Source organism: Pacificimonas aurantium, assembly GCF_020092905.1.
Taxonomy (GTDB): Bacteria; Pseudomonadota; Alphaproteobacteria; order Sphingomonadales; family Sphingomonadaceae; genus Pacificimonas; species Pacificimonas aurantium.
The window spans coordinates 546158-564794 of the sequence record NZ_JAGSGB010000001.1 but is presented as its reverse complement, the minus strand read 5'-3'; the positions used below and the strand labels follow the sequence as shown (position 1 = coordinate 564794).

General features: G+C 68.5%; 18 protein-coding genes and 1 tRNA gene. 9 read left to right on the top strand and 10 right to left on the bottom strand.

Going from position 1 to position 18637, the window contains the following annotated elements; translation table 11 throughout:
* The first annotated feature begins 43 nt into the window (after positions 1-43).
* A complete protein-coding gene (locus tag KCN53_RS02805) occupies positions 44-199 on the top strand; it encodes a DUF1674 domain-containing protein (protein WP_224199308.1) in 156 nt (51 codons plus the stop codon).
* A 37-nt stretch (positions 200-236) separates the two neighbouring features.
* Here KCN53_RS02805 and KCN53_RS02800 read toward each other — a convergent pair whose 3' ends face one another.
* On the bottom strand, positions 237-1214 hold the full coding sequence (locus KCN53_RS02800; RefSeq protein WP_088711543.1) for an NAD(P)H-dependent glycerol-3-phosphate dehydrogenase: 978 nt from the start codon (positions 1212-1214) through the stop codon (positions 237-239).
* Positions 1211-2332, bottom strand: a complete 1122-nt coding sequence (gene tsaD / locus KCN53_RS02795) for a tRNA (adenosine(37)-N6)-threonylcarbamoyltransferase complex transferase subunit TsaD (RefSeq protein WP_088711544.1) — start codon at positions 2330-2332, stop codon at positions 1211-1213. Before tsaD ends, KCN53_RS02800 begins: the two co-directional genes overlap by 4 nt.
* Positions 2333-2370: 38 nt before the next feature.
* On the opposite strand from tsaD, the gene hemC reads away from it, so the two are divergent.
* The 3 genes from hemC to KCN53_RS02780 are packed head-to-tail and all read left to right on the top strand — an operon-like array spanning position 2371 to position 5163.
* Positions 2371-3294, top strand: a complete 924-nt coding sequence (gene hemC, locus KCN53_RS02790; protein WP_172406171.1) for a hydroxymethylbilane synthase — start codon at positions 2371-2373, stop codon at positions 3292-3294.
* A 40-nt stretch (positions 3295-3334) separates the two neighbouring features.
* Positions 3335-4027 carry a uroporphyrinogen-III synthase gene (locus tag KCN53_RS02785; RefSeq protein WP_088711545.1) on the top strand — a complete coding sequence of 231 codons (693 nt, stop codon included), beginning with the start codon at positions 3335-3337 and terminating at the stop codon, positions 4025-4027.
* Between the two features lie 5 nt (positions 4028-4032).
* Positions 4033-5163 (top strand): COG4223 family protein, encoded by a 1131-nt coding sequence (locus KCN53_RS02780; RefSeq protein ID WP_143712174.1) that lies wholly within the window; start codon positions 4033-4035, stop codon positions 5161-5163.
* 202 nt (positions 5164-5365) lie between these two features.
* Here the strand turns inward: KCN53_RS02780 and KCN53_RS02775 are convergent, their stop codons facing one another.
* The 3 genes from KCN53_RS02775 to KCN53_RS02765 form a co-directional block, all read right to left on the bottom strand.
* Positions 5366-6289: a serine hydrolase domain-containing protein gene (locus KCN53_RS02775; RefSeq protein WP_207790592.1), complete on the bottom strand. Its 924-nt coding sequence runs from the start codon at positions 6287-6289 to the stop codon at positions 5366-5368.
* A gap of 67 nt (positions 6290-6356) precedes the next feature.
* Positions 6357-7076: a helix-turn-helix domain-containing protein gene (locus KCN53_RS02770; protein ID WP_088711547.1), complete on the bottom strand. Its 720-nt coding sequence runs from the start codon at positions 7074-7076 to the stop codon at positions 6357-6359.
* Positions 7077-7296: 220 nt separating this feature from the next.
* A tRNA-Gly gene (locus KCN53_RS02765) sits at positions 7297-7371 on the bottom strand.
* Positions 7372-7523: 152 nt separating this feature from the next.
* On the opposite strand from KCN53_RS02765, the gene KCN53_RS02760 reads away from it, so the two are divergent.
* Genes KCN53_RS02760 through KCN53_RS02750 form a run of 3 tightly spaced genes read left to right on the top strand, consistent with a single transcriptional unit; the run spans position 7524 to position 9321 of the window.
* Positions 7524-8435 carry a tetratricopeptide repeat protein gene (locus KCN53_RS02760; RefSeq protein WP_088711548.1) on the top strand — a complete coding sequence of 304 codons (912 nt, stop codon included), beginning with the start codon at positions 7524-7526 and terminating at the stop codon, positions 8433-8435.
* Positions 8436-8446: 11 nt separating this feature from the next.
* Positions 8447-9082 carry an LON peptidase substrate-binding domain-containing protein gene (locus KCN53_RS02755; protein ID WP_088711549.1) on the top strand — a complete coding sequence of 212 codons (636 nt, stop codon included), beginning with the start codon at positions 8447-8449 and terminating at the stop codon, positions 9080-9082.
* On the top strand, positions 9082-9321 hold the full coding sequence (locus tag KCN53_RS02750; protein WP_088711550.1) for a Trm112 family protein: 240 nt from the start codon (positions 9082-9084) through the stop codon (positions 9319-9321). The genes KCN53_RS02755 and KCN53_RS02750 overlap by 1 nt, the downstream gene beginning before the upstream one ends.
* A gap of 25 nt (positions 9322-9346) precedes the next feature.
* Here KCN53_RS02750 and KCN53_RS02745 read toward each other — a convergent pair whose 3' ends face one another.
* From KCN53_RS02745 to KCN53_RS02730, 4 genes are all read right to left on the bottom strand, one after another.
* Positions 9347-11110: an N-acyl-D-amino-acid deacylase family protein gene (locus KCN53_RS02745; RefSeq protein WP_088711551.1), complete on the bottom strand. Its 1764-nt coding sequence runs from the start codon at positions 11108-11110 to the stop codon at positions 9347-9349.
* A gap of 97 nt (positions 11111-11207) precedes the next feature.
* Entirely contained in the window at positions 11208-11840 is a 633-nt protein-coding gene (locus KCN53_RS02740; RefSeq protein ID WP_088711552.1) for a DUF6151 family protein, read from the bottom strand.
* Positions 11841-11843: 3 nt separating this feature from the next.
* Positions 11844-12809, bottom strand: a complete 966-nt coding sequence (locus KCN53_RS02735) for a cyclase family protein (RefSeq protein ID WP_088711553.1) — start codon at positions 12807-12809, stop codon at positions 11844-11846.
* A gap of 107 nt (positions 12810-12916) precedes the next feature.
* Positions 12917-14146, bottom strand: a complete 1230-nt coding sequence (locus KCN53_RS02730; RefSeq protein WP_088711554.1) for a UbiH/UbiF/VisC/COQ6 family ubiquinone biosynthesis hydroxylase — start codon at positions 14144-14146, stop codon at positions 12917-12919.
* A 384-nt stretch (positions 14147-14530) separates the two neighbouring features.
* Here KCN53_RS02730 and KCN53_RS02725 point away from each other — a divergent pair, with 384 nt between their 5' ends.
* Positions 14531-16888, top strand: coding sequence for an FtsK/SpoIIIE family DNA translocase (locus tag KCN53_RS02725; RefSeq protein ID WP_088713331.1), 2358 nt, complete (start codon positions 14531-14533; stop codon positions 16886-16888).
* 46 nt (positions 16889-16934) lie between these two features.
* Positions 16935-17873, top strand: coding sequence for a homocysteine S-methyltransferase family protein (locus tag KCN53_RS02720; protein WP_088711555.1), 939 nt, complete (start codon positions 16935-16937; stop codon positions 17871-17873).
* Between the two features lie 7 nt (positions 17874-17880).
* On the opposite strand, the gene KCN53_RS02715 is transcribed toward KCN53_RS02720, so the two are convergent.
* The gene (locus KCN53_RS02715; RefSeq protein ID WP_088711556.1) at positions 17881-18621 is read right to left on the bottom strand and encodes a DsbA family protein; all 741 of its coding nucleotides are present in this window, start codon (positions 18619-18621) and stop codon (positions 17881-17883) included.
* Between the last annotated feature and the right edge of the window lie 16 nt (positions 18622-18637).

Genomic DNA, 18637 nt, shown 5'->3' with positions numbered 1-18637 from the left:
ATGTATGTCTGATGATGATCCCAAAGACGAGCCCGCGGCACCTGTGAACTCTGACGAGGTGGCCCAGCGGGAGGTGCCGACAGCCGCGGCGGGCGACGGGCGCGCGGATCCGCCCAAGGACGAGAAGGGCGGACCGAAGGGCAAGGAACCGACCCGCTACGGCGACTGGGAATCGAAGGGGATCGCCTGGGATTTCTAAGGCGTCGGCCGGCGGGGCGCGGCCTTAGTTCGCCTCGCTAGTTCGCCTCGCTTGTCAGCGGCCGCTGCAGCAGCGCTTTCATGGCGTCGCGCGGGGCCAGCCGTCCTTCGACCAAGGCCAGGACCGCTTCGGAGATCGGCATCTCCACGCCCAGGTCGCGCGCAAGCGATACCAGCACCGGGGCGGTATGGACGCCCTCGGCCACGGTTACCCGGTCCGCCAGCAGGGCTGCGGCGCTGTCGCCCTCGCCCAGCGCCTTGCCGAACGACATGTTGCGCGAGGCTTCCGAGGAACAGGTAAGCACGAGGTCGCCGAGGCCCGACAGTCCCGCCAGCGTTTCCTCGCGCGCGCCCTTCGCCGTCCCGAACCGGACCATTTCCGCAAATCCGCGGCTGATGAGCGCCGCCCGCGCATTCTTGCCGAGGCCCAGCCCGTCGGCCACCCCGCACGCAATGGCGAGCACGTTCTTCACCGCACCGCCGATTTCGGCGCCGAGTATGTCGTCGGAATGGTAGGGGCGGAACGCGCTGCCCGCGATCCGCCTGACGAGGCGATTGGCAAGCTCGCCATCGGCGCAGCTGAAGGTTACCGCCGCAGGCAGGCCTTTCGCGACTTCGTCGGCAAAGGTCGGGCCCGACAGAACGCAAAGCGGCGCGTCCGGCTGCACCTCTTCGGCGACTTCGCTCATCAGCCGCTTCGTCCCGGCTTCGATGCCCTTGCAGCAGAGGATGAGTGGGCGCTGCCAGGGCCCAAGCGCCTGCAGTGTTTTCGCCGCGTGCTGGGCGGGCGTGACCAGAAGGGCCGCGTCGCAGCTGTTCAGGGCGGCAAGGTCCGTCGTCGCGGCGATCTCCGGCGACAGCTTTATGCCGGGAAGGAAGGTCCGGTTTTCCCGGTGGTCGTTGATGTCGGCGACCGTCCGCTCTTCATGCGCCCAGATCAGTACCGGACCCGACTCGGCGCAGACCTGAGCCAGGGCCGTGCCCCACGCGCCTGCGCCGATAATGCCTATCTTCATGCTTTCGCTCCTGCCCCGCGCACGGCCTCTCCATCGGGATCGAGCGGCCAGCGCGCCCGCGCCGGCACATCCAGCCCGTCGAATTCGCCCGCCGGGAAACGCTCGATCCCGGCCCAGGCGATCATCGCGGCATTGTCGGTACACAGCGCCAGCGGCGGCGCGACCAGCGGCAGGTCGAATTCGCTCGCCAGGCCGGTGAGCGCGCTGCGGATGGTCTGGTTCGCCGCAACACCACCGGCGACGACGAAGGCGGTAACTCCGGGCGAGGCATCAAGAGCCTTGCGGCTTCGATCGACCAGGCAGTCGGCAGCCGCGCGCTGGAAGGATGCGGCAAGATCGGCAGGGTCGGGCGGGGGTGTCGCGTTCGCCGCGCGCAGCACCGCGCTTTTCAGCCCGGCAAAGCTGAAATGCGGCTCTGAGGATCCGGCCAGTGGACGTGGCAGCGCCACCGCGCCGTCATCGCCTTCGCGCGCCAGCGTCTCGATCGCCGGTCCGCCCGGATAGCCGAGGCCAAGGATCTTCGCGGACTTGTCGAACGCCTCGCCCGCCGCGTCGTCGATCGTGGTGGCGAGGCGCTTGTAACTCCCCGGCCCTTCGACGCGCAGCAGCTGCGTATGACCGCCCGATACGAGCAGCAGCAGGTAAGGAAAATCCAGCGAAGGCTCGGACAGGCGCGGGCTAAGCGCATGACCTTCGAGGTGATTGACCGCAATCAGCGGCTTTCCAGCCGCATAGGCGAGCGCCTTGCCGGTAACGAGGCCCACCATGACGCCGCCGATCAGCCCCGGCCCTGCGGTCGCCGCGACGGCATCGAGATCGGCCAGGCCGACGCCCGCTTCGGCCAGCGCCTGTCCGACGAGCGGGGTCAGCCGGTCGGAATGCGCGCGGGCGGCGATTTCCGGCACGACGCCGCCATAGGGCGCGTGGTCGTCATTCTGGCCCGCAACGAGGCTGGAATGGATGGTGCCCGCCGCGTCCACCAGCGCTGCAGCCGTATCGTCGCAGCTCGACTCCAGGCCCAGCACGAGCGGACGCACGATGCTGCGCGCGGCGGCGATGGCAGACGCGCCGCCGCGCGGTGCAGCCGGGGAAACGGCGGAAGGGGGATGTGCGCTCATTATTGTGTCCAGACAGCGACCTAGTTACGCCGCCTTCCGTGAACAAGCATAGCGATACCGAAAGACCGCTGCGCATCGGCACGCGCGGCTCGCCGCTCGCGCTGGTGCAGGCCGAGGCCGTCAAATGGGCGCTGGGCGGAGGCGAGATCGTCACCGTGTCCACCGCAGGCGACCGCGACCGCAAGGCCCGGCTGGCGGATCTGGGCGGCAAGGGCGTCTGGACGAAGGAGCTTGAGCGCGCGCTGATCGAGGGGGAGATCGATCTTGCCGTGCACTCGCTGAAGGATGTCGAAAGCGAGCGGCCCGCCGGGCTCGTGGTCTGTGCGACGCTGCCGCGCGCCGACGTCAGGGAACGGCTGATCGGCCCGCCCAGCCTGGACGACCTTGAATCCGGGATGCGGCTCGGGACATCGTCGCCGCGGCGCGAAGCCCAGCTTCGGCGCCGCATTCCCGGCCTGGTCGTGGAGCCGCTGCGCGGCAATGTCGATACACGCCTCGCCGCCATCGAGGAGGGCCGCTTCGACGCCACGCTGCTGGCATCCGCGGGCCTCGAGCGGCTCGGCCGCACGGGCGTCGGCGTGCCCGTTGCGGTCGCCGACATGCTGCCCGCCCCCGGGCAGGCGGCGATCGCCATCGAAACTCGCGCCGACGATGCGCAGGTTCGTGCTCGTGCTGCCGACATCTCGGACGCCGACACGTTTCTCGCCGTCTCGGCCGAACGCGCTTTTGCGCGCCGGCTTGGCGGCACCTGCCACAGTCCCGTCGCCGCGCTTGCCGTACGCAAGGAGGAGGGGTTCCTCTTGCGCGCAGAAATCCTCAGTGAGGATGGCGCAGACCTCTGCAGGGGAGCCGCGGAGTTCGCCGCCAGCGTCGGAGACGCGGAGACGGTGGGGGCCAGGCTCGCCGACGACCTGATGGCGGAGGCACCGGCCAGCATTCGCAGCCTCTTTTCATGGACATGACCGTGGCGGCGTTGCTCCCGCGCGCAGCGAGGAAGCGGGCGTGAAGATTCTCCTCACCCGGCCCCGCCCGGCCGCGGAGGAGACGGCGCGGCGCCTGCGATCGCTCGGGCATGAGGTTACCCTCTCACCGCTTCTGCAGATCGAACCCGTTCGCTGGACGCTGCCTGCCAAGGCCGTGCAAGCTGCGGCCGCGACCAGCGCCAATGCCTTTCGCGGCGGCGTGCCGGCGGAGTTGAAGAGGCTGCCGCTCTACGCGGTGGGCGCTGCAACCGCGGAGGCGGCGCGGCTGGCTGGGTTCCGGCATGTGGACGAGAGCGCGGGCGATGCAGCATCGCTGTTCGCGCGGCTTCGCGCCGAAGCTCCCGGCCGGCTGCTTTATCTTTCCGGCGAAACGGTCAGCCGGCCCATGCCGCACGATATCCTGCATGACCGGGTCGTGACCTACCGCGCGGCGGCGCGGCGCCTCGACCGGGACGCGGAGGAGCAGCTGCGTACCGGGACAATCGACATGGCGCTCTGCTACTCCGCGCGTACGCTCGCGCACTTCGCAAAGGAGTGCGCGCGTCTGGGGATCCAGCGGGAAAGTCTCTCGCTTGCGCTTCTGGGCAAGGGCGACCCCGGCGACCTTGAAGGGTGGCGCGCGCTTCACCGGCCCGGCGCACCGACCGAAGACGCGCTCTTTGCCGCGGCGCACCTGCTGTGCGAAGACGATGCCGAGGCTGGAAACGGATAACGAGCATGGACGAACGACGGACTTCCCCCAAACAGGGTCCCAAAGCCGGACCGAGGCCGCCTGCCCGCTCGGCAGAGAGCGAGTCCGGTCCCGCCATTCTGCCCTGGTTGGTGGTGTTTCTGCTGATCGCCTTCATCGGCGGCATGCTTCTCAGTCCCTGGTTCGAGCAGCAGGTCCGCCCGCGCCTGCCCTTTCCCTATGAACCCGACGTCGCCGAGGTGGTGACGGCGCGGCTCGACAGTCATGAGCAGGCGATCGAGCGGCTGGAATCGCGCGTGGCTGCGCTCGAGCAGCGCCCCGGCCTGCCGTCTCTTCCGGCTCAGACTGCGCGCGCCGAGGAAGGCGAGCAGCCCGCGCTCAACGATCCGGTCCTGGCTGCGGAGGTTGCCGAGCAGGCAAGCACGCAGATTACGCGCCTCGAAACCCGGGTGGATGCGCTCGACCGGCAGCAGTCGCAGCTTGGCGGCCGGGTCGACAACCTCTCCGCCGAGGTCGCGGGGCTTACGGTGCGCGTGCAGGATTCGCGCGGCGAATCGGCTGCCCGCGTCGCTCGCGCTGAGGAACTGGCCCGCGAAGCGCGCGCGGTCATCCTTATCGCCCAGGCCCGCCGCGCCTTTGCGGCGGGAGAGCCGCTCGGTCCGCTCGAACCGGCGCTCCGCTCCGCGCTCGGCGCCGATGCAGACGATGCGCTGGACGACCTCTCGGCCGGCATGCGCGGTCTGGTAAGACCGCCGGCGCTTGCGGCGCGTTTCGAGCGCCTTGCGCCGCAGCTCCTCGATTCGTCCGCTGCCGAAGGCGAACAGGGCTGGTGGCAGTCATTCACCGGCGGTCTGGCCGACATTTTCCAGGTCCGCCGCGCCGATACCGACAGCAGCGCCGAGCGCGCCGAGGACATCGTCGCCGAAGTCGAGGAAGAGATAGAGGCTGGCGACGTCGAAGGCGCGGTCGCGGCCTATCGGCGTCTTCCCGACGACATTCAGCGCCGCGGCGCGCGCTGGCTGCGCGACGCTCAGCGTTATGTGCAGACCGAGAATCTGCTGGCCCGGCTGGAAGCGCGGGTGGTCGATGCCTCGGGAGAGCTGACCGCCCCGCGGGAAGCGCCGGCACAGGACAGTTCGGGAACGACGCAGCTCTAAGGGGGGAGCGGCTTAGGGCGCCCGGCGGCAACGGCGCCGCCGCTGCTCCACCCTCCTTCGGGCTCTCCGGTTGCGCCTCGTGATCCCTAATCGCCGCCGTGCAGGGCGGGATAGGTCCACCACCAGGGGTAGCCTGTCTCGCCGAGTACGCGGCGGGCAAGCTCCGGGAAGACGATTTCGCTGCGGACGCTGTTGCCCAGGATCACCAGGCAGCGGTCGCGTTCTTCCTGGCAAAGCGCGATGTTGCCGGTCCAGCCCGGCTTTCGGCCGACAGGCCCTCGCCCGCCAGCATGCCCCGCCACATGCGCGCCTGGTCGGCGATGCTTGTGTCCATCGATCCTGCAGCGCTCACATTGCTGCGCTCGTCATGCGGCTCGAAGCTGCCGTCCATGGCGTAGCCGTCCGCTAGGTTATCGGCGAAGTCCTCGCGCCACTGCATGCTGGTATTCGGCATGTCGAACCGGTCGAAGATGCGCCGCTGCATCTCGGCCTTCACGTCGAGGCCGAGCCCCTCTTCCAGCATCAGTTGCAGGATCCAGAAGCCTTCGCCCGAATAGGCATAGGCCGTGCCCGGCGTGAAATGGAAACGCAGGTCCTGGTTCGGTTCGAAAAAGCGCAAGTTCGCAAGGCCGGTCGTGTGCGTCAGGACCATGCGCGGGGTCACCAGGCGCCATTCCTCGTCGCCTTCGAGGGAGGCATAGTCGGGATAGGCGGGCAGGGGCTTGTCGAGATAGTCGGCGACGGGGCGGTCCAGATCGACCAGCCCTTCGTCCACCAGCTGCATGATCATGTAGGAAAAGGCCGCCTTGGTCAGCGATGCCCCGTACATGATCGTGTCCGTTTCCAGCGGCATGCGCTGCTCGCGGTTGCGGTAGCCATAGGCGTTCACATGCGTGATCTCGCCGTCCTCGATCACCGCCACGGCCATGCCGACGATGTCCGCGTCCGCCATCAGCTGCCGGATCTGCGCGTCGAGTTCAGGCTTGGCGGCAGGCGCGGTCTCCGCGGTGGCAGCGGCGGGCGGTGTGGATACGGCGCCCGACCCGGTCGGCGCGCAGGCGGACAGCGCGGCAAGGCCGGCAAGGGCAACGGGCGTAAGGGGGCGGGGCGGCCAGCGAAGGGTCATGCGAAAAGCTCCTCTTGTCAGGGGTTCGAGTGATTGGGGGCAGCGGCGTTCTGCGAGGGGGGTGCGGTCAGCCCGCTTTGTCCCCCGGCCAGCGCCAGCCGACGAAGAAACAGGCGAGACCGCCGATGATTGCGGCGAAGGCGGGGACATAGGCCCAGGCGAAGCGCTGGGCAGGGCGGGGTTCGGACCCGCCCACCAGGTGCCAGACCCGGCGGCCGCCGGGGACGTCCTCGACGAAGCGCGGTCCCCGCATCTCGGTGACGGTCAACATGCGTTCGTCGACCCGGTCGAGCAGGTCGGTTCGCACCGATTCGTAATCCCCCGATTCGTCGTCCAGCGATCCCTCGTCCAGCGCCGCGAACACCTCCAACGGCTCGCCCGGGAGCACGATGCCGCGCGACTGGTAGCTATAGTCGCGCACCATGCGGCCGCGGTCGACCTGCGCCAGCCCGGCAAGGCCGCCGCCCAGCACCAGCAGGATCAGGCCGGCGACCAGCCAGCGCCGGGCGTCACGGCGCGTCTCTCGTGCCTGCCGCAGCAGCAGGGCGCGGACCTCGTCTATGTCCCGCAGCCGGTCTAGCTCGGCGGGAAACAGTACGCCGGCCATCGCCCCCGTGTTCAGCCCATAGGCCTCGACCAGCCGCGCATAGACATCGCCCGACGGGATCGACTTCCCGGTTTCCAGCTTCGACAGGTAGGATTGTTCGATCCCGGCCTTCGCCGCCGCCTCGGGCTGCGTCCAGCCGATCTCGGCGCGCCGGTCTTTCAGATAGTCGCCGAACTTCATGTTCGCTCCCTGCTGTTCCTGGCCATATTCACGGGCAGGAATGGCGCGACTGCAAGGGGAATAAGCGGGAATTTCCCGGAATATCGCGGTGTCGGCGCGGCCGCAGGCGACAGGCAGCGACTAGGCTGGCCCGCCCGCCTGGCCGTAACCTCGACGGCAGTGCGGCTGCGTCGGCCCGATGTCCTAGATGACTGTAAGCCGTTTCGAACGGCAGGACCGCTGGAGCGGGCGAAGGGATTCGAACCCTCGACCCCAACCTTGGCAAGGTTGTGCTCTACCCCTGAGCTACGCCCGCTCATGGCGTCGTCCGGGGCGGCGATTCGCGCCTTCTCCCCGGCTGAGGAAGCGGGCAGGTAACACTTGGACCGCAGGCTTGCAAGTCCTTTGCGAAATTGCCTTCGGCTCTCCATATTCGCGGAAACAGAGACGTTCGAGAAGGGAATTGCCGTGGCCACGCTGACGACACCGGAGGGGGAGCGCGCCGCCCTGGAAGCATTCCAGCGCGATGTGATCGAACCCAGCATGAGCTCGCTGGTGATCCTCGATTTCTTCGCCGAGTGGTGCGGACCCTGCAAGCAGGTCGGCCCGGTGCTGGAGAAGGTCGCGGCAGACTATGCCGACCGGGGCGTGAAGCTGGTGAAGATCGACGTCGACAAGAATCAGGCGGTGGCCGCTCAGTTCCGCGTGCAGTCGATCCCGCAGATCTACGCCATCTACCAGGGCCAGCCCGTCGCCGATCTCACCCAGGCGCGTACGGAGCCGCAATTCCGCCAGTTCCTCGACGAGATCCTGCCCAAAATCGGAATGGAAGGCGGCGGCGAGTCCGGCGAGGACGATGCGCTCGCCGAACATCTGTCGCAGGCGCGGCAGTTCCAGGCCGAAGGCGAGCATATCGAGGCGCTGAAACTCTACCAGGCGCTCATTCAGGCGCATCCGCAGGACGAAGCGGTGCTGGGCGGTGCGGCTGTCTCGCTGATCGCGCTCGGCGATACGGCGCAGGCCGAGGGGCTGATCGCCGCCATTCCGGAAGACTCGCAGACCGCCGAGGTCGTACAGGCGCGCAAGGCGCTCGCGCTGGGCGACAACGCCGTCGACAGCGCGGAACTCGGCACGCTGGCCGAGGCGGTCGAAGCGCAGCCCGACGATCATGACGCGCGCATCGCCTATGCCGATGCCCTGGCCGGCGCGGGTCGCGGCGAGGAGGCTGCCGACCATTATCTCGAATCGATCCGCCGCGACCGCGAGCATGACGAGGGCGCAGCGCGCAAGAAGCTGCTGGAGCTGTTCGAAGCCTCCGGCCTCGGCACGTCCTGGGTCATGGCGGCGCGGCGCAAGCTTTCGTCGCTGCTCTTTTCCTGATCGGCACGGCTGTGAGCGACCTTCGCCTCGATACGCTTCCCCCGGCCATTCCCATCTTTCCGCTGGAGGGGGCTGTGGTGCTGCCGCGCGGCAACCTGCCGCTCAACATCTTCGAGCCGCGCTATCTCGACATGGTGCGCGATGCGGTGGAGGGCCCGGGCCTGATCGGCATGGTGCAGCCGCGCGAGGACGGCGAGCTTTACGAGGTTGGCGGGCTCGGCCGTATCGAGAGCTGCGAGGAGACGCCCGACGGCCGCTATGAGATCATCCTTGCCGGTCTCATGCGCTTCCGCATTGCGGAGGAGCTGACCGTGATGACCTCCTACCGTCAGGTGTCGGCGCATTACCGGGAGTTTCTTGGCGATCTGAGGACGCCGACCCCCCTCGACGCGACGACGCGCGCTGCGCTCGAACAGGGGCTGAAGCTTTATCTCGACGAGCAGGGGCTCAGCGCCGACTGGGACGCGGTCACGCGATCCGACGACGAGACGATGGTGAACACGCTAGCCGCCGTGTGCCCCTTCGACCCGGCCGAAAAGCAGGCGCTTGTCGAAGCCGAAGACCTTCCGCGCCGGGCCGCGCTGCTCGAGGCGCTGATGCGCTTTCCCGGCGGCGACGATGCCGCCGGCGGACGGCAGGTCCACTGATGGCCGGCCCCGCCGAGCGACCGGGAAGCTGGGGCGAACGGCCGCGCGAAGTCGACCCGCGCCTTCTGGAAATCCTGGCCTGCCCCATCACCAAGCAGCCGCTCAGCTACGACCGCGAGCGGCAGGAGCTGGTCAGCCGCTCGGCGGGCCTTGCCTATCCCATCCGCGACGGCATTCCCATCATGCTGGTCGAGGAGGCGCGGCAGCTCGGCGAGGACGAGCAGCAGGCGGCCCGCTAGAGGGCCGTTCGCGACCAGCTCTCCGTCAGGCGGCGGCTTTGGCGCGCGCCGGGGCCGCCCGTGCGCCGCGCAGCAGCCGGCCCGGAAGGGCGCCGGTCGGGTGGCCGTCGCGGTAGGTCACGGCGCCTGCCACGATCGTCGCGATATAGCCGTCGGCGCGCTGCATCAGCCGCCGTCCGCCCGCGGGCATGTCGTGCACCACCTGCGGACTGCGCAGAGCCAGCCGGTCATAGTCGATGACGTTGAGGTCGGCGCGCAGGCCTGGCAGCAATTGGCCGCGGTCGTGCAGGCCCATCCACGCCGCCGTGTCCGCCGTCTGCATCTTCACCGCCTCTGCGAGGGAAAGGCGCGGTCCACGCGTGCGGTCGCGGGTCCAGTGGGTCAGCATCGAGGTCGGAAAGCTGCCGTCGCAGATCATGCCGACATGCGCGCCGCCGTCCGACAGGCCCGGAATCGTATCGCGGTGGCTCAGCATCTCGTGCGAGGCCGCCAGCGAGCCATAGCCATAGCTGAGGAACGGCATGTAGATCAGGCCGCGACCGCCGCGCTCGAGCAGGTGGTCGAGCGCGACCTCCTCGGGCGCCCGGCCTTGCGCTTCCGCCAGCGCGGCAACGCTGCGGCTCGCGTCGGGTTCGTAATCCGGCGCTTCGAAGCCAAGCGGGTACATGCCCGCCCAGTTCGCAAGGCCCACACCGCGCAGCGGGTGGTCGCTCGCCGGCTCTTCGGCCAGCAGAGCGGCGCGAAAGTCCGGGTCGCGCAGGCGCCCGACCTGGTCCTCCAGCGGCAGGTCCGCGAGCTCGGCATAGCGGGGGTGGGCGCTGAACGGGTTCACCGTCAGGTCGAGGCCGAACAGCACACCGACCGCGCGCGGGCTCACCTGCGCCTTCATCCGCGCCCCGTCATCGACCGCCTGTTCCAGCGCGGCGAGCAGCATGCGGTAGGAATCCGGGCTGCGATGATCCTGCGCCAGCGTGAAGCTGAGCGGCCGGCCCGACCGCTCCGAAATGCGCCGGAACATGGCGAACTCTTCCGCGGGGTCGGGGGAAAAGTCGCTGACGAACTGCAGGACGCCAGCGCCGCGCCCGCGAAATGCCCGCGACAGGCCCATGGCGATGCCCATCAGCTCGTCTTCCTCGGCCTTCAGCGTCGGCGTCGGTTCGCCTGCCTTGGTGCGGTGGTTGAGTGTGCGGCTGGTCGAAAAGCCGAACGCCCCCGCCTCGACTCCGGCCTTTGCGAGGTCGGCCATGCGGGCAATGTCTTCGGGTGTGGCGGGTTCGCGATACTCGCCGCGCTCGCCCATGACGTGGACGCGCAGCGCCGCATGCGGGACCTGCGCGCCGATATCCACGTCGAACTGGCGGGTGGACAGGCTGTCGAGATATTGCGGCAGGCTTTCCCAGTTCCATGGCAATCCCGCGGTCAGCACGGGGAAGGGCAGGTCCTCGACCCCTTCCATGAGGTAGACGAGCCGGTCGCGGTTCTCCTCCGTGCAGGGGGCGAAGCCGACGCCGCAATTTCCCATGACCACCGTCGTGACGCCGTGCCAGGAGGAGGGCTGCATGCGCTCGTCCCACGTTGCCTGCCCGTCATAATGGGTATGCACGTCGACGAAGCCCGGCGTCACGATCTGCCCGCGCGCGTCGATTTCCTCGGCGCCGCGTCCGTTGATCCCGCCGATCGCTGCGATTTCGCCGCCGCTGATTGCGACATCGGCCTCGAACGGTTCCGCGCCCGTGCCGTCCACAACGGTGCCGCCGCGAATGACGAGATCATAGGCATGTGTGCCCATCGATCGATCCTCCCAAGATTATGTTCTTGTCCGGCAGGCTAACCGCAGAGCCCCCGGCCGGCCACTGTCCGAACTGACCGGCCCAAGTTGTGGCAGCTTAGCGGCGCGCGGGGTCGAGCGTCCGGCGATAGGCGGCAGCCGCTTCGTACAGCGGCTCCCGCTCCTCGCGGCGCAGCCGTCTCGGCTCGGCGAAGGGCTCGCCGCTTTCCCGGTCGAACAGGGGGTGCGGCGCCCCGCTCAGCCGTGCCCGGATCAGCCATTTCGCGATGGGCAGGCCCATGCGCAGCATGCTTGCCGTGGGGACCGATGACAGGTCGCCGGCCCCCGAGGCGGTGAAGACGTGGCGCGGTATGCGCGCAACCTTCGACAGCTCGCGGGCGGACGGCCCGGACAGGATCATCGAATAGAAGGACCAGCGCGGGCTGCCGAGGGTATTGGCGAGCGGTGTGCGGCAGGTCCGGCAGGACCAGCGCACCAGGGAACCGTCGGTCAGGTGAATGGCCGAAAGGCCGTCCTTACCCTGATCAAGCCTCACGGCCCAGGCGGGCAGTTGCAGGATCTGCGTTCCGGCATGTCGGTCCAGCACCTCGTCCGCCCGCCCGCAGAAATGGGCGAAGGCCTGGCAGTCCGTGCAGTGGCAGACATAGGGCCGCGCGTCCGCGACTCCGGCGGGCGAGACGCTGCCCTTCACGGCGCCGCAGTCGCAGCCGAAATTGAGGCGGGCGCTCATGCCTCAGCGGATGGCTACGGGGTTTATGACGACCTGCACCGTGCCGGCGAAGCGCGGCTGGCCCAGGACGAACAGGAACTCGGTCGCGCCGTCCGCGGCAAGGGCATTGGTGTCGATATTTTCCAGCACATGCACGCCCGTCTTGGTCAGCAGGTGCTGGTGCACGCGAAAGGGCCGGTCCGGATCCTCGCCGGGCAGCGCCTCCAGTGCGGCGCTGTCTGCACCGACCATGACGACTCCCAGGTCCGCCAGATATTCCGCGCCCTCGAGGCCCAGGCCGGGCTGCGCTGCGATATAGGCTGCGGGGTCGCTCTCCGCCTTCGCCGCCATCCAGCCGGTGTGGAACAGGACGACGTCGCCCGAACCGATCTCGACGCCTGCGGCAGCCGCCGCGCGGTCGATCTCCTCGCGGTTGAAGGCCGTGTTGGCGGGCAGCGCGTCGACTCCGAAGAGCTTCGCCATGTCCAGGAGGATGCCTCTCGTCGCGGCGGGCGGGATATCCTGCGTTCCGTACATGCGCACGCCGTCGACGCCGTAGACCTCCGCCGCGGGGCGGCCGTTATAATAATGGTTGTCGATGCCCATATGGGCGAAGCCGTCGATCTGCGTGCCGATGCCCATATTGGCGACGATCAGGTCGTCATGCGTGACGATCCGGTCGGGGCCGAGCGGTTCGCCCGCGATGGCGCTCTGGGTGATGACGGCACGGTAACCGCGCCCGGGATAGCTCGGCGTTTCGGGACCGGTCACGACGCCGAGGGCATAGACTTTCCCTTCGCTTACCAGATCGGCAGCCGCGACTGTCTTGGCGGCCGACAGGTTGTTCATGGCGCCGATCCGGTCATCCGCGCCGTAGGGCGAAGGCGCCCATCCGGGCTCGCCCTGATCCCCGGCTGTCGTGGACTGTGCGAAAACGGGCAGTGCGGCCGCCGCAGCGGCGACAAGCGCCGCCAGGTAGAGCTGTTTCATGATTGTCTCCCCAATGGACGGGCACATGCTTGCCCGCCGTACGGGGAGAATCCAGCCCTAGTTGAGGGAGGGTTGCGAGGGGAGCGGCCAAAGAGCGCCCGCAAGTGCTAGGGGCGCTCTCCGCGCAAAAGCTGTGGCAGGTCGCCGGTGGCGCCGCGCGCTTCCTGCATGAAAAAGGTCTTCAGCGGGGGAATGCGCTCGACCGCGTTCAGGCCGAAGCTGCGCACCCGTTTCATGGTCTTGCCGGGAATTCCGAACAGGCGCGTCAGGAGGTCGGTCGAGGCGGCGACGGCGAAATTGTCGAAGCCGCGCCAGCGCTGGTACCGGTCGAGGACTTCCGGCTCGCCGATGTCGAGGCCGAGGCGGAGGCCTTCCCCGATCACCTCGGCAAGCGCCGCCGAATCGCGCAGACCCATATTTAGGCCTTGCCCGGCGATCGGATGGATGCCGTGCGCGCTGTCGCCCACCAGCGCCAGCCGCTCGGCCGTGTAGCGTTCGGCATGATGAAAGCCGAGCGGGTAGGACATGGGCGGGGCCGCCATTGCGGTTTTGCCGAGAACGCCCCCCATGCGCTTGTCGACTTCCGCCATGAAGGCTCGTTCGGGCAGGCCCAGCCACGCCTTCGCCTCTTCTCCCGGAACCGACCAGACGATCGCGGAGCGGGTACCCGGCAGCATGGGAAGCAGTGCGAAGGGTCCTGTCGGGTAGAAAATCTCATAGGCGACATGCCCATGATCCAGCTCATGGTCGATCATGCCGACGATGGCGGTGTGGCCATATTGCCAGCGCGCGGCGCGGATACCCGCCTCCTCGCGGATCCTGGACCGGCGACCGTCCGCCCCGATCAGCAGCGGCGCCTTCAGCGTTTCGCCGGACGACAGGCTGACCGAAACGCCGTGTTCCGCCCGCTCGATCGACAGGACGTCCTCGGGGGCGCGGATATCGATGTCTGCTGTGTCGCGCCCCGCTTCGATCAGCGCCTTCCGGATGAACCGGTTCTCGATCATGTGGCCGAGCGCTTCCTGTTCGCCGGTGTCGCTGTCGGCCCCGCGTCCGTCGAATGCCAGCCAGCGGCGGCTGACGCCTTCGCTCACGCGGATTTCCTCGATGGGGCACTCCACCTCGGCCAGCCGCTCTGCAATTCCCAGCGCGCCGAACATCCGCCAGGTCGCGCTGGCGATCGCGGTCGCCCGGCCGTCGAATCCCGCTTCCAGCGTCTTGTCCAGGTCGGCATTGTCGATGACGGCGGTGCGCGCGCCGAACGCGGACAGGGCGAGCGCGGTCGTCATTCCCACCAGGCCGCCGCCGACGATGATCGCATCTGTGGATCTGGTCATGGCGGCTCGTTTAGGGGCGAACGGGGCGATGCAAAAGCCGCTGCCGTGCCGCAGGGCGAAATGTCTGGAACGCCGGCCTTCGTCGTCCGTCGCCCCCGTGCCTGACTTTTGGGCAATACGTCATCCGCGCCCGCGCAATAGGCACGCAACATTGCCCCTCTTCCTTACCGAGCGAGTATAAATCCAAATTAAACAGAGAGATACGCATTTGGCACGGCCCTTGTAATGAAGCGGACGAGGAACCGGAGGCTCCGGTACCTTGCTCGCTCGGACCATCCTCCCAGATGTCCAGACAACGACTTGGCCGGCGCCTTCGGGCCCGGCCATTTTTTTGTGCCCTTTTCGTTCTTGTGCAGTCAGGTCGCCCTCTGCGATGCTAGCGCCATGGCTCAGGCGGCACAGGCAAAGCGCGCAGCCGCGTCGGCGCGCGCGGATACGGCCCGCATTCAGGCGGCGCGTGCAGGCTGGCGCCTGCTGGGCGCGGCGCTTCTCGCGGCGGCCTTTTTCCTGCTGCTCGCCTTTATCTCCTTCGACGCGATGGACCCCTCCCTCAACCGGTCGACGCTCGCCGCGCCGCAAAACTGGATGGGCGGGGCGGGAGCGTTGTTCGCCGATCTCTTCTACCAGCTTCTCGGGTTCGCCGCCTTTGTCCTGCTGCCTCTCCTGGCGGTTACGGGAGCGAGGCTGGTCCGCCTGACGCCGCGCCCCCGCCTCGGGCTGCGCATTCTTCTCACCGCCCTGGCCGTCCTGCTTGCGGCAACGGGCCTTGGCGCGCTGGAGACACAGGCGCTGCCCGCCGGTCCGGGCGGTCTCGCCGGCCTCGGCGGATCGGTGCTCGCGGACCTCCTTCTCGCCGCTGCTCCGGGCCTTCCGGAAGAGGCCGCGCGCATCGGCATGTGCGTGCTGTTCGGGATCGCCGCGGCGACCGGTGTCTATCTCGGCCTTGGTTTGCCGAAGGGGGCGATTGCCGCGCTGTTCGCGCGCCAGGCGGCCGAGCCTGTCCCGGCTGCCGCGCCGCGCCGGCGGGCGCGGAGGGCCGAGGAGGGCGATGCGTCAGCCGTTACCGCTGCCGATGCCGATGCGCTCGCGGCGCCTCCCGCGAGCGAGTCGGATGATACGCCGCCCCGGCGCAAGAAGCGCAAGGTCACCACCGCGCAGCCTGAGCGAACCCAGAGCGCGCGCACGGCGAAGGAACGCCAGCGCGGTCTCCAGCTCGGCGACGAATATGAGTTGCCCGCGCTTTCGCTCCTTGCGGAAGCCGACACCGACGGCCGCCCGAAGGTGGACGAGGCGGCGCTCGAACAGAATGCCCGGGTTCTCGAATCGGTGCTCGAGGATTTCGGCGTGAAGGGGGAGATCGTCGAAGTCCGGCCGGGCCCCGTCGTGACGATGTACGAGCTGGAGCCTGCGCCCGGCATCAAGTCCAGCCGCGTCATCGGCCTTGCCGACGACATCGCCCGCTCCATGTCGGCCGTCTCGGCACGCGTCGCCGTGGTCCCGGGCCGCAACGTGATCGGCATCGAACTGCCCAACCGCGACCGCGAGATGGTGGCGCTCTCCGAACTTCTCGAGGACCAGGCGTTCGAGGGGGCGAAGGGCGCGCTGCCGCTCGTGCTGGGCAAGAATATCTCCGGCGGCCCCGTCGTCGTCGATCTTGCGCCCATGCCGCACCTTCTCATCGCCGGCACGACGGGCTCGGGCAAGTCGGTGGGCCTCAACGCCATGATCCTGTCGCTTCTGTACCGGCTGCCGCCGGACCGGTGCCGCATGATCATGATCGACCCGAAGATGCTCGAACTCAGCGTCTATGACGGCATCCCGCACCTCCTGTCCCCTGTCGTGACGGAACCGCAAAAGGCCGTGCGCGCGCTGAAATGGGCGGTCGAGCAGATGGAGGAGCGTTACCGCATGATGGCCGCGGTGAACGTGCGCTCGCTTGCGGCCTTCAACCAGCGGCTGGAGGAGGCCAAGGCCGACGGCAAGCCGCTCGAGCGCCGCGTCCACACCGGCTACGACCCCGATTCGGGCCAGCCCGTCTACGAGACCGAAACGCTGGAGTTCGAACCGCTGCCCCTCGTCGTCGTCATCGTCGACGAACTGGCCGATCTGATGATGACCGCGGGCAAGGAGGTGGAATTCCTGATCCAGCGCCTGGCGCAGAAGGCCCGTGCCGCCGGCATCCATCTCATCATGGCGACGCAGCGCCCCTCGGTCGACGTCATTACCGGCGTCATCAAGGCGAACCTGCCGACGCGCATCAGTTTCTCCGTCACCTCGAAGATCGACAGCCGCACCATCCTCGGCGAGCAGGGCGCCGAACAGCTGCTCGGCAAGGGCGACATGCTCTACATGGCGGGCGGCAAGGGGCTGACCCGCGTACACGGGCCGTTCGTCTCCGACGAGGAGGTGGAGCGTGTCGCCGATCATTGGCGCGGCCAGGGCACCCCAGACTATGTCGAGGCCGTCACCGAGGAGCCGGAGGCCGAACTCGACCAGTTCGGCCTGCCCATCGGCAGCGGGGAAGGCGGCGAGGACGGCGATGCCGACAAGCTGAGGCAGGCGATCGAAACCGTCGCGCGCACGCAGAAGGCTTCGACCAGCCACATCCAGCGGCATCTGCGGATCGGCTATAACAATGCCGCACGTCTGATCGATCAGCTGGAGGAGATGGGCTTCGTCAGCGCCGCAGACCATGTGGGCCGCCGGGAAGTTCTCATAGACCAGAGCGGCAACAGGCTGTAGGGGCGCGCCTCGGACAGGTTGGGCAAACGTCAAGGGAACCGACGCTATGCTCAATTTCGATCAGACTATTTTCCTTACCGATGGCGGCATCGAGACGTCGCTCATCTATCGTCAGGGCATGACCCTGCCGCATTTCTCGGCCGTCATGCTGATGGACGGGGCAGAGGGACGGGCGGCGCTCGAGCGCTATTTCCGGCCATATCTCGACATCGCCGCGCGCGAAGGCACGGGGTTCATCCTCGAATCGCCAACCTGGCGCGCCAGTCCCGACTGGACCGGGCCGCTCGGCATCACCGCGGCGCATCTCGAAACGCTGAACGAAGCCGCCATGGATCTCATGCAGGCCCTCGCCGCGGAGTACCGGCCGCGCATCGACCGTCTCTATGTCAGCGGCTGTGTCGGCCCGTGCGGCGACGGCTATGATCCCGGCGCGGCGATGACCCCCGCTGAGGCCGCCGACTATCACGGCTTCCAGGCGCGCATCTTCGCCCGCAAGGGGGCCGACCTTCTGACTGCAATTACCATGACGAACAGTGCCGAGGCGCAGGGCGTGGCGCGCGCCGCCCATGCGGCGGGCCTGCCGTCGGTCATCGCCTTCACCGTGGAAACCGACGGCCGCCTGCCGACGGGCGAACCGCTCGCGGAGGCGATCGCGTCGGTCGATGCGGCGGGAGAGGCCGCGCCGCTGCACTATATGATCAATTGCGCGCATCCCGATCATTTCACGGGCACGCTGCGAAGCGGCGCGGATGAGGGCTGGACCCGCCGTATTCGCGGGCTGCGCAGCAATGCCTCGCGGCTCAGCCATGCCGAACTCGACGCCGCCGAGGAGCTCGACGCCGGCGATCCGGCACAGCTGGGCAGCGAGACCGCGCAGCTCGCCGGTCTTCTCGCATCGTTAACCGTATTCGGGGGGTGCTGCGGGACCGACGAGCGTCACATCGCGCAGATGGCTGGTGCGCTTCGGGCCAAGCAAGCCGCCTGAGCGGAGGTCAGCCGTCCCTGCGCGCCGCCGCGATGACGGCGCGCAGGTTCTTCTCCGGGACCGCGCCCTGAACCAGCGTATCGCCGACGATATAGGCCGGGGTCCCGGAGATCCCCAGCGCCTCGGACAGCTGACGGTTGCGCTGGAACAGCCGCGCCGCCTGCGGGGAGGGGGCGCCCAGGTCGACGCCCGCCAGGTCGACACCGGCCTCCGTGGCCGCGGCGCGAATGGCGGCTTCGTCGGCCCGGCCTTCGCGCGCGAACAGCGCGTCGTGAAAGGCGGTATATTTCCCCTGTTCGGCGGCCAGGATGGCGGCGTAGGCGGCCCGCTCGCTGTCGGGGCCGAGCACCGGCAGCTGGCGCCATACGATCTTCAGGTCCGGGTCGTCCTGCAGCAGCGATTTCACCGTTTCGTGCGAGCGGCGGCAATAGGGGCAATTGAAGTCGAAGAACTCGACCAGGGTGACGTCGCCGTCCGCATTTCCGGCCCAGGCGCTTTCATAGGGCGTCTCGATGACCGTGCGGTTCGCCTCGATCATCTGCGTCGCCTGGCGTCCGCGCAGAACGTCCATCGCTTCGGGGATGACTTCGGGGTGGGCAAGCAGATAGGCGCGCACCGCCTCGCCGGTGGGGGACGCCGCTATGGTATCTGCCGCACCGACCGGCCGTGGTCCGCGCAGTACGGCATAGCCGGCCAGCGCCAGCGCCGCGAGGGCGATCACAAGCGCGGCAGAAGCGATGCGGTTCACTGCGGGCGGCTTCAGA

Bases quoted from the DNA above. Each gene is read 5' to 3' on its own strand.
- KCN53_RS02775 (WP_207790592.1), bottom strand. From the start codon at position 6,289: ATGACCCTTCGCTGGCCGCCCCGCCCCCTTACGCCCGTTGCCCTTGCC.
- KCN53_RS02730 (WP_088711554.1), bottom strand. From the start codon at position 14,146: ATGACCAGATCCACAGATGCGATCATCGTCGGCGGCGGCCTGGTGGGA.
- KCN53_RS02745 (WP_088711551.1), bottom strand. From the start codon at position 11,110: ATGGGCACACATGCCTATGATCTCGTCATTCGCGGCGGCACCGTTGTG.
- KCN53_RS02780 (WP_143712174.1), top strand. From the start codon at position 4,033: ATGGACGAACGACGGACTTCCCCCAAACAGGGTCCCAAAGCCGGACCG.
- KCN53_RS02735 (WP_088711553.1), bottom strand. From the start codon at position 12,809: ATGAAACAGCTCTACCTGGCGGCGCTTGTCGCCGCTGCGGCGGCCGCA.
- KCN53_RS02770 (WP_088711547.1), bottom strand. From the start codon at position 7,076: ATGAAGTTCGGCGACTATCTGAAAGACCGGCGCGCCGAGATCGGCTGG.
- KCN53_RS02720 (WP_088711555.1), top strand. From the start codon at position 16,935: ATGCTCAATTTCGATCAGACTATTTTCCTTACCGATGGCGGCATCGAG.
- KCN53_RS02750 (WP_088711550.1), top strand. From the start codon at position 9,082: ATGGCCGGCCCCGCCGAGCGACCGGGAAGCTGGGGCGAACGGCCGCGC.
- KCN53_RS02740 (WP_088711552.1), bottom strand. From the start codon at position 11,840: ATGAGCGCCCGCCTCAATTTCGGCTGCGACTGCGGCGCCGTGAAGGGC.
- tsaD (WP_088711544.1), bottom strand. From the start codon at position 2,332: ATGAGCGCACATCCCCCTTCCGCCGTTTCCCCGGCTGCACCGCGCGGC.
- KCN53_RS02725 (WP_088713331.1), top strand. From the start codon at position 14,531: ATGGCTCAGGCGGCACAGGCAAAGCGCGCAGCCGCGTCGGCGCGCGCG.
- KCN53_RS02800 (WP_088711543.1), bottom strand. From the start codon at position 1,214: ATGAAGATAGGCATTATCGGCGCAGGCGCGTGGGGCACGGCCCTGGCT.